The organism is Streptomyces sp. NPDC088553 (assembly GCF_044752965.1).
GTDB lineage: Bacteria > Actinomycetota > Actinomycetes > Streptomycetales > Streptomycetaceae > Streptomyces.
This window is the reverse complement of sequence record NZ_JBIVMG010000019.1, coordinates 1-12903: the sequence shown is the minus strand read 5'-3', so window position 1 is coordinate 12903 and position 12903 is coordinate 1. Positions and strand designations below refer to the sequence as shown.

The window sequence follows — 12903 nt, the reverse complement described above, 5'->3', positions numbered from 1 at the left end:
GAGACGGCCCCGAGGGTCTTCGAGCGGGAGCCGAGCCGGGTCCTACGGGGTGGGGTCAGTCCTGCCCGTACCGCGGATCGACCGACTCGGGGGAGAGCCCGAGCAGCTCGGCGACCTGCTCCACGACGACCTCGTGGACGAGGAGCGCCCGCTCGTCCCGGTTCTTGGAGCGGATCTCGACGGGCCGCCGGTAGACGATCACCCGCGCGGGATCGTTCCTCTCGGCGGGCGCCGAGCCGCCCAGCGGCACCGTCTCGCCCGGCACCGCCGGCGGCACCTCCATCACGAGGAACTCGACGTCGGCGAGCTGCGGCCAGCGCCGCTCCAGACGCTCCACCGAGTCGAGGACGAGATCGCGGAAGGTGTCGGCCCGGCTCGCGGAGAGCGGCACCTGGGGAGGGGCGACCGGTCCCCGCATCCCGCGGCCGTGCCGGTCGCGGCGACGCACCCGGGGCTCCGCCGGGGGCTCCGTGGAGTGGTGCGGGGGGCTCGGCGGCACAGGACTGTCCATCACTGACGCAGCGTAACCCTCATCGGCGCCCGCGCACCGTGGCGCGTCCTCGCCACCTTCCCGGGCGCCCGGCGGCGCCACTCCACCCCCTGGTCAAACCTGAACGTTCCGGCCAACCGCCCGCCCGATTCGGGGGCCACTCGCGATCGGCCATCTGGCCGTGATTGACCGGATCCAGACCCCCGGGTGTCCGGATCGACTCCCGGCGCCACCCCCTTGTGCCCCCTCCCGCGCAGGTCGGAGCGGCCGCCACTCGAAGGGGGGTGGCGGAGGTCACAGCGCGACACGGTGGAGTGACCTGAGGGAGAGTCGTCGCGGCCCGCTCAAGAGTGCGGTACCGTCCAACGTCGTGAGCCCTGTACGTCGCTGTTCGCGCACTGCGTGCGGCCGCCCTGCCGTCGCGACACTGACGTACGTCTATGCCGACTCGACTGCGGTCCTCGGCCCGCTCGCCACCTACGCCGAGCCCCACTGCTACGACCTGTGCGCCCCGCACAGCGAGCGCCTGACCGCCCCACGCGGGTGGGAGGTCGTGCGGCTCACCGACGGTTCCGCCCCGCCCCGCCCCAGCGGCGACGACCTCGAAGCCCTGGCCAACGCGGTACGGGAGGCGGCCCGCCCCCAGGAACGCGCGGCCGAGGCCGGCGGCAAGGGCGGCGGAGGCCGCGGCGGCGACCCCATGGAGGTCGGCCGCCGAGGGCACCTGAGAGTGCTCCGTTCCCCCGACAACTGAGCCCAACCGGCCACCGTCCGCGTACCCCCGCCCCGCTCCGGGTAGTTTTGGCGTTCCGTACACGCGCCGCACACGCGTGCCGAGAACTCAGGAGGGTGGATCCGTGACTGCCGATCTGTCGCAGATCGTGAAGGCGTACGACGTCCGCGGAGTGGTACCCGACCAGTGGGACGAGTCGCTCGCCGAGCTCTTCGGTGCCGCCTTCGTGCGGGTGACGGACGCGGACGCGATCGTCATCGGCCACGACATGCGCCCCTCGTCGCCCGGCCTGGCGGACGCCTTCGCGCGCGGCGCGGCCCGCCTCGGCGCCGACGTCACCCTGATCGGACTCTGCTCCACCGATCAGCTGTACTTCGCCTCCGGCAGCTTCGACCTGCCCGGCGCGATGTTCACCGCCTCGCACAACCCGGCCCAGTACAACGGCATCAAGATGTGCCGCGCGGGCGCCGCCCCGGTGGGCCAGGACACGGGCCTGGCGGAGATCCGGGAACTCGCGGAGGCCTGGTCGGAGACCGGCGCGCCGGAAGCGGCGGCCACCCCGGGCACCATCACCCACCGCGACACCCTCAAGGACTACGCGGAGTACCTGAAGTCCCTGGTGGACCTCACGGCGATCCGCCCCCTCAAGGTCGTGGTGGACGCGGGCAACGGCATGGGCGGCCACACGGTCCCCACGGTCTTCGAGGGCCTGCCGCTCGACGTGGTCCCGATGTACTTCGAGCTGGACGGCACGTTCCCGAACCACGAGGCGAACCCGCTGGACCCGAAGAACATCGTCGACCTCCAGGCCCGCGTCCTGGCCGAGGGCGCCGACCTCGGGCTGGCCTTCGACGGCGACGCCGACCGCTGCTTCGTCGTGGACGAGCGCGGCGAGCCGGTCTCGCCGTCGGCGATCACGGCCCTGGTGGCCGCCCGCGAGCTCGCGAAGCACCCCGGCGGAACGATCATCCACAACCTGATCACCTCGTGGTCGGTGCCTGAGGTCGTCCGCGAGCAGGGCGGCGAGCCCGTCCGTACGCGGGTCGGCCACTCCTTCATCAAGGAGGAGATGGCGAAGACCGGCGCGATCTTCGGCGGCGAGCACTCGGCGCACTACTACTTCAAGGACTTCTGGAACGCGGACACCGGCATGCTGGCCGCGCTCCACGTCCTGGCGGCCCTGGGCGGCCAGGAGGGCACCCTGTCGGCCCTGGTGGCCGCGTACGACCGCTACGCCTCCTCGGGCGAGATCAACTCGACGGTGGCGGACCAGAAGGCGAGCGCGGCCAAGGTCAAGGCCGCGTACGAGAACGAGGACGTCACCCTCGACACCCTGGACGGCCTGACGGTGACGGCACGGGACTGGTGGTTCAACCTCCGCGCCTCCAACACGGAGCCGCTGCTGCGCCTCAACGTCGAGGCCCGCGACGAGGCGACGATGACGAGGATCCGCGACGAGGTCCTGGCCCTGGTCCGCACCACGGCCTGACCTCCACGCTCACCCGCCGCCGGGGAACGGGTCACCCCCCGTCCCCCGGCGGTAGGCTGACCTGGCCCGAAACCGCTTGTTCGAAGGGACACCCCATGCCGCTCGAAGCCGGCCTCCTGGAGATCCTGGCCTGCCCCGCGTGCCACGCTCCACTGAACGACCGCACGGCGGACGAGACCCCCGAACTCATCTGCACGAGCCCCGACTGCGGCCTCGCCTACCCGGTCCGCGACAACATCCCGGTCCTCCTGACGGACGAGGCCCGCCGCCCGTAGGCAGGCCCAGCGACACGGAGCCACCTCACGGCGCCGCCGGCAGGGAGCGACCTGACGGCGCGAAGCAGGACACGGCAGCCGTGGCACGCCGGCCCACGACCTCCCGGACACAAGGGACTCGGCTCACGGCACTGGCAGGGTCACAGGGCACGGGGCTCGGCCCGTACGGAGGGATTCGGCCTCACGCGGCGAGGCGCACGGGACCCGACCGGCAGGGAAGGGCTCGGACGCATGCGACGAGGGCGGGGACTCGGTTCGCACGGCACGGGGAGAGGACCTGGCCCGTACGGCAGTGGCTCGGGCTCGCGCCGCATGGCGAGTCCTTCTGCCGGTGCCGTACGGCGAGTCCTTCGGCTCGCGCCGCACGGCACGAGACCCGGCCCGTACGACGCGGGTCCAGGCTCGCGCCGCACGGCAGGCCCTCTGCCCGAGGTGCGCGGCCACAGGCTCGGTTCACTCGGCACGGGCGTCACCCACGGTGCGCGGCCACAGGGATCGGTTCGCTCGGCAGGGGTCTTACCCGAGGTGCGCGGCCACAGGCTCGGCACGCTCCTTGGGCCGTACGGTACGGGCTCCGGCCCGCGCCGCATGGGACGGGACCAGGCCTGTACGGCAAGGCCTCTCCCGCTCTGCGCGGGACGGGACCGGGCCCTGTACGGCAAGGCTCCGGCCCGCGCCGCACGAGACGGGACCCGGCCTGGATGGCAAGGTCTCGGCCCGCTCCTCATGGGACGGGACCCGGCCCCGTACGGCAAGGCTTCGGCTCGCGCCGCATGGGACGGGACCAGGCCTGTACGGCACGGCCTCATCCCGCGCCGCAGGGCAAGGCCTCGGCCCGCGGCGCCGGGCACGCTCCGGGTCCGCCGCGCGGCAAGGGCCCCGGATCGCGCCGTCGGCGCGGAACCCGGCCGCCCACGCCGAGTCCGGCCCGCCGAGCCACGCGGCGCCCGCCGACCGCCTCCCGCACGGCATCCGACTCCGCGACCGCCCAGCCCCCCCCGCCTTCACCCCCTGCCCCAGCCCCTCGCGCTTCCCGGGGGCGCCCCCGGAGGGTCCGCCGCCAACGGCGAGCACCCCCACGGGGAAGCCCGGCCGAAGGCAGGGCGCACCACAAACACCCGCACAACCCCGCACCAGCACCGCAAACCCCGCACCATAGAAGGTGCACGCACCACAAGGCACCGCAGCGGCCCGCCCAAGGGCCCCGCACCGCAGCCGCCCGCCCAGGGCCCCGTGACGACGACGCGACCGGAGGCACCCGCCCCATGCTCGACGAGACCCTCCTCGACGCCCCGGACGACCTCGCCCTGGCAGACCGCCGCGGCCTCCTCCGCGGCGCCGCCGAAGCCGGCGCCCGGGTAAGGACGGCGGCGAGGCACGCCGCCGAGGCCGGCATCGCGGACCTCCGCCCGGAGGGCCGCCCCCGCGCAGTACTCGTCGCCGGCCCAGGCACCGCCGTCGCGGCCGTCGCCGACCTGATCGGCGCCCTGGCAGGAGCGTCGGCTCCCGTCGTACGGCTCCAGCCGACCGGCGTCGCCCCCGCCGCGGGCGCCCTGCGCTGGGCGCTGCCCGGCTGGGCGGGCTCCGTGGACCTGCTCCTGCTGCCGACGACGGACGGCTCCGAACCGGGCCTGGCGCTGCTCGCGGAGCAGGCGTACCGCCGCGGGATCACCGTCGTCGCCGTCGCGCCCAAGGGCTCGCCGCTCACCGAGACGGTCAGCGGCTCACGCGGCCTGTTCGTGCCGATGGCCATCGCCCCGAACGAGGCCCCGAACGAGTACGCCGAGAACATCGCGGCGAGCCCCGGCACCCTGTGGGCCCTGTTCACCCCGCTGCTCATGCTGCTCGACCGGGTCGGTCTCCTGGAGGCCCCGACCGAGGCACTGGAGAAGGTCGCCGACAGGCTGGACCGTACGGCGGAGCGCTGCGGCCCGGCCATCGCCACGTACAGCAACCCGGCGAAGACGCTCGCCGCCGAGCTCGCGGACACGCTGCCGCTGATCTGGACGGAGGGCGCGGCCGCGGGCCCGGCGGGCCGCAGGTTCGCCGCGGTCCTGGCGGAGCTCGCGGGTCTGCCGGCGCTCGCGGCGGAACTCCCGGAGGCCCTCCCGGCCCACGGCGTACTCCTCGCGGGTGACTACGCGGCGGGTGCGGACCCCGAGGACTTCTTCCGCGACCGGGTGGACGAGCCGCAGGCGCTCCGCGCCCGGGTGGTCCTGCTGAGGGACCGCCCGTCGGACGGCCTGACCGCCGCCCACGCGGCACGCGAGCTGGCGCTGAGCCACGAGACGGCGATCAGCGAGCTGGAACCGGAGGAAGGTGGTGACCTGGAGACCCTGGCGGAACTGCTCGCGGTGACCGACTTCGCGGCGGTCTACCTCTCCCTGACGACCCCGGGCCGCACGGCGCTCTGAGCGCACCCCTCCATCAAGCCCACCCCGCACAACGCACGGGCCCGACAGCCACCCCGGACGAACGAACCCCCGTCCACCACCCCGTAACCCACCCGTCACCCGCCCCCTGTCACCTGTCTCCCGACACCCCTCACCTCACCATCCGTCACCACCCCGAGGAGCTGGCAGGCACCATGGACCGCCTCGTCAACACCGTTCGCCCCTACGCCTGGGGATCCACGACGGCCATCCCGGAGCTGCTCGGCGTCGCCCCGACCGGCGAGCCCCAGGCCGAGATGTGGATGGGCGCCCACCCCGGCGCCCCCTCCCGCACCGATCGCGGCTCGCTGAACGCGCTGATCGACGCCGATCCCGTGGGCGAACTGGGGGAGCGTTCCGTCGACAAGTTCGGCCCCCGTCTGCCGTTCCTGCTGAAGGTGCTCGCCGCCGGCGCCCCGCTCTCCCTCCAGGCACACCCCGACCTCGCCCAGGCGCAGGCCGGTCACGCGGCCGAGGAAGCCGCGGGCATCCCGATCGACGCCCCGCACCGCACGTACAAGGACGCCAACCACAAGCCCGAGCTGATCTGCGCGCTCACCCCCTTCGAGGGCCTGTGCGGATTCCGCGCGCCGGTCGAGGCCGCGGACCTGCTCGCGGATCTCGGCGTCGACTCGCTCAAGCCGTACGTCGACCTCCTCCACGCCCACCCCGAGGAGGCCGCGCTCCGCGAGGTCCTGACGGCGCTGCTGACCGCGGATCCGGAGGAGATGGCGCACACCGTGGCGGAGGCGGCCGCGGCCGCGGACCGTCTCGGCGGCGAGCACGCCCCGTACGCGAGCCTCGCCCACCACTACCCGAGCGACCCCGGCGTCATCGCCGCGATGCTCCTCAACCGGGTCACCCTCCAGCCCGGCGAGGCCCTGTACCTGGGCGCGGGCGTCCCGCACGCCTACCTCTCGGGCCTCGGCGTCGAGATCATGGCCAATTCCGACAACGTGCTGCGCTGCGGACTCACCCCCAAGCACATCGACGTCCCCGAACTCCTGCGCGTGGTCCGCTTCGAGCCGACCGACCCGGCCGTCCTGCGCCCCGAGGCCTCCCCGTCCGGGGAAGAGGTCTACGACACCCCGATCGACGAGTTCCGCCTCTCCCGCCTCGTACGGCCGGAGGGCGCCGCCCCGACCGACCTGACCAGTCCCACCCCGCAGATCCTGCTCGCCGTCGCGGGCCGCCCGAAGGCGGGCGAAGTGACCCTCGCCGCGGGCGAATCCGTCTTCGTGCCCGCGGGCGAGAAGACCGAACTCTCCGGTACGGGGACGGTCTTCCGCGCCACCGTCGTGGCCTGATGCGACAATGACCGGCCGAACCGCGGCGACAGAGCCGGTGCATCGACGAAGGGACCACGTACACCCATGAGCGCGTCAGGCGGAACCAAGGCGATCGTGGCGGCACTCGCCGCCAACCTGGCGATCGCCGTAGCCAAGTTCGTGGCGTTCCTCTTCAGTGGTTCGTCGTCGATGCTCGCGGAGAGCGTCCACTCCCTCGCCGACTCCGGCAACCAGGGCCTGCTGCTCCTCGGCGGCAAGAAGGCGAAGCGCGAGGCGACTCCGCAGCACCCCTTCGGCTACGGCCGCGAGCGGTACATCTACGCCTTCCTCGTCTCGATCGTGCTCTTCTCCGTCGGTGGCATGTTCGCCATCTACGAGGGCTACGAGAAGATCAAGCACCCGCACCCGATCGAGGCCTGGTACTGGCCGGTCGGCGTCCTCGTCTTCGCGATCATCGCCGAGTCCTTCTCCTTCCGTACCGCCATCAAGGAATCGAACCTGATCCGCGGCGGCCTCACCTGGACGCAGTTCGTCCGCCGGGCCAAGGCCCCCGAGCTGCCCGTCGTCCTCCTGGAGGACCTGGGCGCGCTCGTCGGCCTCATCCTCGCGCTCGGCGGCGTCGGCCTCGCCCTGCTGACCGGCGACGGCGTCTGGGACGGCATCGGCACCCTGTGCATCGGCGTCCTGCTGATCGCCATCGCGATCGTGCTGGCCGCCGAGACCAAGTCGCTGCTGCTCGGTGAGTCCGCGGGCATCGAGGACGTCAAGAAGATCGAGGCCGCGGTCGTGGACGGCGAGACCGTCACCCGCCTCATCCACATGCGGACGCTCCACCTGGGCCCGGAGGAGCTCCTCGTCGCGGCCAAGATCGCCGTCCAGCACGACGACTCGGCCGGCGAGGTCGCGAACGCCATCAACGCCGCCGAGGAGCGCATCCGCGCCGCCGTCCCGATCGCCCGGGTCATCTACCTGGAGCCGGACATCTACCGGGAGACGGCCGCCTCGACCGGCACCGACCTGGCGAAGACCCCGGACGCCGACGACCACTGACGACCCTCGGTGGCCACCGACGCGGCGGCCCCGCCCCACCCCTTCTGCAGACCCCCGGGACCCAGCGGTCCCGGGGGTCTCGTGCGTATGTACGGCCCTCCGATCACGCCCCGCCGCCCGATGCGGACTGTGGCCCGCCCCACCGTCCGGTGTAGATTCGTGACCAGCCAGACGTCGCTGCTGATGGCGGTCGGGCGGTCCTCGCGGACCGGCCGAGGGAGAGAGGGCCTCCGACGACGGCACCGTGGAAAACCCCGGGCATTCGTGTGTCCAGGGACTCTCCGTGGTGCCCGGCGCCCCAACCGACCCTCGCACGCGAACACACGAGGAGCAGCTCAGTCATGACGACTGCCGCCCATCAGGACTTCAAGGTCGCCGACCTCTCCCTGGCCGCCTTCGGCCGCAAGGAGATCACCCTCGCCGAGCACGAGATGCCCGGCCTGATGTCGATCCGCCGCGAGTACGCCGAGACGCAGCCCCTCGCCGGCGCCCGCGTCACCGGCTCCCTGCACATGACCGTGCAGACCGCCGTCCTCATCGAGACCCTGGTCGCCCTCGGCGCCGAGGTCCGCTGGGCCTCCTGCAACATCTTCTCCACCCAGGACCACGCCGCCGCGGCCATCGCCGTCGGCCCGAACGGCACCCCGGAGAACCCGCAGGGCGTCCCGGTCTTCGCCTGGAAGGGCGAGACCCTGGAGGAGTACTGGTGGTGCACCGAGCAGGCCCTCACCTGGCCGAACTCGCCCACCGGCGGCCCGAACATGATCCTCGACGACGGTGGTGACGCCACCCTCCTCGTCCACAAGGGCGTCGAGTTCGAGAAGGCCGGCTCCGCCCCGGACCCGGCCACCGCGGACAGCGAGGAGTACGGCTACATCCTCCGTCTCCTCAACCGCACCCTCGGCGAGAACCCGCAGAAGTGGACCCAGCTGGCGTCCGAGATCCGCGGCGTGACCGAGGAGACCACGACCGGTGTCCACCGCCTGTACGAGATGCAGCAGGCCGGCGACCTCCTCTTCCCGGCGATCAACGTGAACGACGCCGTGACGAAGTCGAAGTTCGACAACAAGTACGGCTGCCGCCACTCCCTCATCGACGGCATCAACCGCGCCACCGACGTCCTCATCGGCGGCAAGACCGTGGTCGTCTGCGGCTACGGCGACGTCGGCAAGGGCTGCGCCGAGTCGCTGCGCGGCCAGGGCGCCCGTGTGATCGTCACGGAGATCGACCCGATCTGCGCGCTCCAGGCGGCGATGGACGGCTACCAGGTCACGACCCTGGACGAGGTCGTCGAGAAGGCCGACATCTTCATCACCACGACCGGCAACAAGGACATCATCATGGCCGCGGACATGGCCAAGATGAAGCACCAGGCCATCGTCGGCAACATCGGCCACTTCGACAACGAGATCGACATGGCCGGCCTCGCCAAGGTCCCGGGCATCGTCAAGGACGAGGTCAAGCCGCAGGTCCACACCTGGACGTACCCCGACGGCAAGGTCCTCATCGTGCTGTCCGAGGGCCGCCTCCTCAACCTGGGCAACGCGACCGGCCACCCGTCCTTCGTCATGTCGAACTCGTTCGCGGACCAGACCCTGGCCCAGATCGAGCTCTACACGAAGCCGCAGGAGTACCCGACCGACGTGTACGTGCTCCCCAAGCACCTGGACGAGAAGGTCGCCCGTCTCCACCTGGACGCCCTCGGCGTCAAGCTGACGACCCTCCGCCCCGAGCAGGCCGCGTACATCGGCGTCGAGGTCGAGGGCCCGTTCAAGCCGGACCACTACCGCTACTGATGCCCCGGCCGGCGGCGCCCGCGCGCTGACGCGACGCCGTCCCGGACACCCGTAGAGGAAACAGGCAGGCCCCCCGCACCCCCGTGCCGGGGGGCCTGCCTCGTCCCAGGGCCTGTCCGGCGCGGATCAGAGCCGGACAGCCTCTGCCTCAGGGCCGGACATCCCTGCCTCAGGGCCGGTCAGGCCCTGCCCCCACACCCGGAAGCCCCCGTCCCGAGGACTCGACCCATGCCCCGCGGCCGATATTCGCTCCATGACCCGCACGACCACACCCCCCTCGGTGACGAACACTTCCACTGCGCGCCCGGCCCCTCCGGCTGGCGCTACGTCTCACAGGTCACCACCCCCTCGGGCGACCATCAGGGCTCCGTCGACCTGGCCGTCGACGAACTCGGCCGCCCCATCCGTCTCGAACTCCACGCCGCCGGCTGGCAGGTCCGCGGTGCGGCCCTCGACGGCGTCACCTGGGTCCGCACGGACCCCACCGGAACCCACGCCACCGAAGGCAATGTGCGCGCCCACGCCTTCACCGGCATGTCCCCGGCGTTCCTCGTCGCGCTCACGCGACTCCTGCGTCTCACCCCCGATTCCCCCGAGACCCGTGTCAGGCTCGTCGCCTTCACGGACCCGGTGCTCGCCCCCCTCACGGTCGACCAGTCCTGGGCCTTGCTGAGAAGTGAAGCGCACGCCACTGACAACGGACCCCTGATGGTGGACGAGTACCAGGTCAGCGCCCTGGACACGGGCGAGCGGCACACCGTCCACATCGCCGGCGACGTGGTCCTCGCGGCCCCCGGCATCGAACTCGAAGCCCTGGAGACCCCGCCGTCGGTCTTCCCCTGACGATCAGGCGGGCGGAGCGAACCCGGTAGCGGGCGCCGTGGTCTCCTGACCACCGGCCCCGGGGGAGGCGACGCCCGGCGCGGCAGCCGCGGGGGCCACCGTCGAAGGCGCGACGGGAGGAACGAAACCCGGCGCCGGCATCCCCACAGCCCCGACCACACCACTCACCCCGGCCACGCCACTGCCTCCGGCCACCCCGACCGCCCCACTCGCCCCGGGCACTCCCGTCGCCCCGGGCACCCCAGTCACCCCCGCGGAGCCGAAGGCCCGCCGAGCCTCCCGCGTCTGCCGCTCGGCCACCACCCCCGCCAGATACGCGTCGGCCGGCACCCCCGGCGGCGGAGGCGTCCCGGTCCGCGCCACCAACTCGTCGGCCAGCCGCTCCGCGAGTCGCCGCCCCACCGCCGGGTCCAGCTCACGCGCCCGCGTGAGGTACTGCCGTATCTCCAGCCACAGGGACTCGGGCACCGCCGAAAGGTCCAGCCCGGCGAAACGCCCCACCAGCCACGGCGGCGGCGGAGGCACGGCGAGCACCCGCGCCGCGGGTATCCGCTCCCGCACGACAAGCGTGCCCGCGAAGACGTCCCCCAGCCGCCGGCCGCGCTCCGACACGAGCGACGCGACACAGGCGACGACCCCGAACGTCATCAGGATCTCCACGACGCCCATCGCCCCGCGCACGAGCGCGTGCCGGAACCGGATCGGCCCCCCGTCGTCCCGCACCACACGGAGCCCGCAGGCCAGCTTCCCCAGCGACCGCCCGTGGGACAGCGTCTCCACCGCGATCGGCGCCCCCACCAGGATCAGCAGGAAGGAGGCGATGGACAGCGCCATCACCGCCGCCTCGTCGAGCGACGCGGTGGCGACCGCGAGCCCGAGCGTGACCAGCAGGTACACGGCCCAGACCACCACCAGGTCGATCAGCACCGCCAACGCCCGGCTCGGGAGCCGCGCGGGCTGCAACCCCAGCACGACGGCATCCCCGGTCACCACGTCACTCACGGCACCCACCCTTCTCCGACCGTCCCGACCCCTCCGAACGCCAGTCTGCCAAGCTGACCCGCAGCGCGCCGCAGCAGTACGGAACCGTCCGCAGCCGATGCCTGGAGCAGCAGCCGATCATGGACCTCGACGTCTACGTCACCGCCCACCGCGCCGAGTGGGAACGCCTCGACCACCTCCTGGGCCGGGGCGGCAAGCTCACCGGAGCCGAGGCCGACGAACTCGTGTCCCTTTACCAGCGCACGGCCACCCATCTCTCGATCGTGCAGTCGAGCGCCCCGGACCCCATGCTCACGGCCCGGCTCACCCAGCTCGTGGCCCGCGCCCGCGCGACGGTCACCGGCACCCGCCGCTCCTCGTGGCGCGACGCGGCCCGCTTCCTCACCGCCGGCTTCCCCGCCGCCGTCTACCGCTCCCGCCACTGGTGGGGCCCCACCGCCGTCCTCTCCACCCTGCTCGCCGTCCTCATCGGCTGGTGGATCGGCACGCACCCCGAGGTCCAGGCCGCGATCGGCGCCCCCGCCGACCTCCGCGAGATGACCCGCCCCGGCGGCCAGTACGAGACGTACTACTCCAGCAACCCGGCGGCGTCCTTCGCCGCCCAGGTCTGGACGAACAACGCCCAGGCCGCCGCCATGTGCCTGGTCCTGGGCGCCTTCCTGGGCATCCCGGTGCTCTGGATCCTCTTCACGAACATGCTGAACGTCGGTGTCGGCATCGGCCTGATGGCGTCCGCGGGGCGCCTCGACGTGTTCCTCGGCCTGATCCTTCCCCACGGCCTGCTCGAACTGACCGCCGTCTTCGTCGCCGCCGGCACGGGCCTCCGCCTCGGCTGGACGGTCATCGACCCCGGCCCGACCACCCGCCGCGCAGCCCTCGCGGAACGCGGCCGCGCCGCCGTCGGCATGGCCATCGGCCTCGCCCTGGTCCTCTTCGTCTCGGGCCTGATCGAAGGCTTCGTCACCCCGTCCGGCCTGCCCACCTGGGCCCGCATCACCATCGGCGTCGCCGCCGAGGTGGCTTTCCTCGCCTACGTCTACGTCCTCGGCGGCCGCGCCGCCCGCGCCGGCGACCAGGGCGATCTCGAGGAGCCCGACCGCAGCGCGCAGCTCCCCACCGCCGCCTGATGTGCGTTGGGCCCTGCTGACCTGCTAGTGTCCTCCGGTGCCCACAAAAGCCATTGACATGGCGGACGTGGGGAGGTAGATTCAAACGGTTGCCTGGAACTGGACAGTTCGGCAGCAACCAAGTAGAGTCCCACTCACTCCGGTCGGGAATTCGATTCCACGGAGTCACTCCGATTCTCATTCGAATCAAGAAAGCCACCGATTAGGTCGGCCCAAATGATTCTGATAAAGTCGGAACCGCCGAAAGGCCCCCGGAGTGAAAACAAAAGGGACCGGAAAGCGCCGAGGAAATCGGATCGGAAAGATCTGATAGAGTCGGAAACGCAAGACCGAAGGGAAGCCCGGAGGAAAGCCCGAGAGGGTGAGTACAAAGGAAG

At 72.3% G+C, this 12903-nt stretch carries 11 protein-coding genes; 9 read left to right on the top strand and 2 right to left on the bottom strand.

Annotated features, from left to right (window positions below; all coding sequences use genetic code 11):
• Positions 1-55 precede the first annotated feature (55 nt).
• Positions 56-511 (bottom strand): metallopeptidase family protein, encoded by a 456-nt coding sequence (locus tag ACIP8Z_RS37470; RefSeq protein WP_402091495.1) that lies wholly within the window; start codon positions 509-511, stop codon positions 56-58.
• 298 nt (positions 512-809) lie between these two features.
• Between ACIP8Z_RS37470 and ACIP8Z_RS37465 the strand changes: the two genes are divergently transcribed.
• From ACIP8Z_RS37465 to ACIP8Z_RS37430, 8 genes are all read left to right on the top strand, one after another.
• Positions 810-1244, top strand: coding sequence for a DUF3499 domain-containing protein (locus ACIP8Z_RS37465; RefSeq protein WP_078945049.1), 435 nt, complete (start codon positions 810-812; stop codon positions 1242-1244).
• Between the two features lie 103 nt (positions 1245-1347).
• Positions 1348-2712, top strand: a complete 1365-nt coding sequence (locus ACIP8Z_RS37460) for a phosphomannomutase/phosphoglucomutase (RefSeq protein WP_402091493.1) — start codon at positions 1348-1350, stop codon at positions 2710-2712.
• Between the two features lie 95 nt (positions 2713-2807).
• On the top strand, positions 2808-2987 hold the full coding sequence (locus tag ACIP8Z_RS37455) for a Trm112 family protein (protein ID WP_073915537.1): 180 nt from the start codon (positions 2808-2810) through the stop codon (positions 2985-2987).
• Between the two features lie 1265 nt (positions 2988-4252).
• On the top strand, positions 4253-5401 hold the full coding sequence (locus tag ACIP8Z_RS37450) for an SIS domain-containing protein (RefSeq protein ID WP_402091490.1): 1149 nt from the start codon (positions 4253-4255) through the stop codon (positions 5399-5401).
• A 173-nt stretch (positions 5402-5574) separates the two neighbouring features.
• Positions 5575-6726 (top strand): mannose-6-phosphate isomerase, class I, encoded by a 1152-nt coding sequence (manA, locus tag ACIP8Z_RS37445; protein ID WP_402091488.1) that lies wholly within the window; start codon positions 5575-5577, stop codon positions 6724-6726.
• Between the two features lie 66 nt (positions 6727-6792).
• Positions 6793-7758, top strand: a complete 966-nt coding sequence (locus ACIP8Z_RS37440) for a cation diffusion facilitator family transporter (protein WP_402091486.1) — start codon at positions 6793-6795, stop codon at positions 7756-7758.
• A 341-nt stretch (positions 7759-8099) separates the two neighbouring features.
• Positions 8100-9554, top strand: coding sequence for an adenosylhomocysteinase (gene ahcY / locus ACIP8Z_RS37435; RefSeq protein ID WP_402091484.1), 1455 nt, complete (start codon positions 8100-8102; stop codon positions 9552-9554).
• 228 nt (positions 9555-9782) lie between these two features.
• Positions 9783-10397 carry a hypothetical protein gene (locus ACIP8Z_RS37430; protein WP_319322616.1) on the top strand — a complete coding sequence of 205 codons (615 nt, stop codon included), beginning with the start codon at positions 9783-9785 and terminating at the stop codon, positions 10395-10397.
• Between the two features lie 3 nt (positions 10398-10400).
• On the opposite strand, the gene ACIP8Z_RS37425 is transcribed toward ACIP8Z_RS37430, so the two are convergent.
• The gene (locus ACIP8Z_RS37425) at positions 10401-11399 is read right to left on the bottom strand and encodes an RDD family protein (protein WP_402091482.1); all 999 of its coding nucleotides are present in this window, start codon (positions 11397-11399) and stop codon (positions 10401-10403) included.
• A gap of 119 nt (positions 11400-11518) precedes the next feature.
• Between ACIP8Z_RS37425 and ACIP8Z_RS37420 the strand changes: the two genes are divergently transcribed.
• Complete coding sequence (locus ACIP8Z_RS37420; protein WP_402091480.1) at positions 11519-12526, top strand: stage II sporulation protein M; 1008 nt, start codon at positions 11519-11521, stop codon at positions 12524-12526.
• Positions 12527-12903 lie beyond the last annotated feature (377 nt).

Excerpts from the sequence above, each read along its gene's own strand:
- ACIP8Z_RS37420 (WP_402091480.1), top strand. The coding sequence starts at position 11,519 with ATGGACCTCGACGTCTACGTCACCGCCCACCGCGCCGAGTGGGAACGC.
- ACIP8Z_RS37450 (WP_402091490.1), top strand. The coding sequence starts at position 4,253 with ATGCTCGACGAGACCCTCCTCGACGCCCCGGACGACCTCGCCCTGGCA.
- ACIP8Z_RS37440 (WP_402091486.1), top strand. The coding sequence starts at position 6,793 with ATGAGCGCGTCAGGCGGAACCAAGGCGATCGTGGCGGCACTCGCCGCC.
- manA (WP_402091488.1), top strand. The coding sequence starts at position 5,575 with ATGGACCGCCTCGTCAACACCGTTCGCCCCTACGCCTGGGGATCCACG.
- ACIP8Z_RS37430 (WP_319322616.1), top strand. The coding sequence starts at position 9,783 with ATGCCCCGCGGCCGATATTCGCTCCATGACCCGCACGACCACACCCCC.
- ACIP8Z_RS37470 (WP_402091495.1), bottom strand. The coding sequence starts at position 511 with ATGGACAGTCCTGTGCCGCCGAGCCCCCCGCACCACTCCACGGAGCCC.
- ahcY (WP_402091484.1), top strand. The coding sequence starts at position 8,100 with ATGACGACTGCCGCCCATCAGGACTTCAAGGTCGCCGACCTCTCCCTG.
- ACIP8Z_RS37455 (WP_073915537.1), top strand. The coding sequence starts at position 2,808 with ATGCCGCTCGAAGCCGGCCTCCTGGAGATCCTGGCCTGCCCCGCGTGC.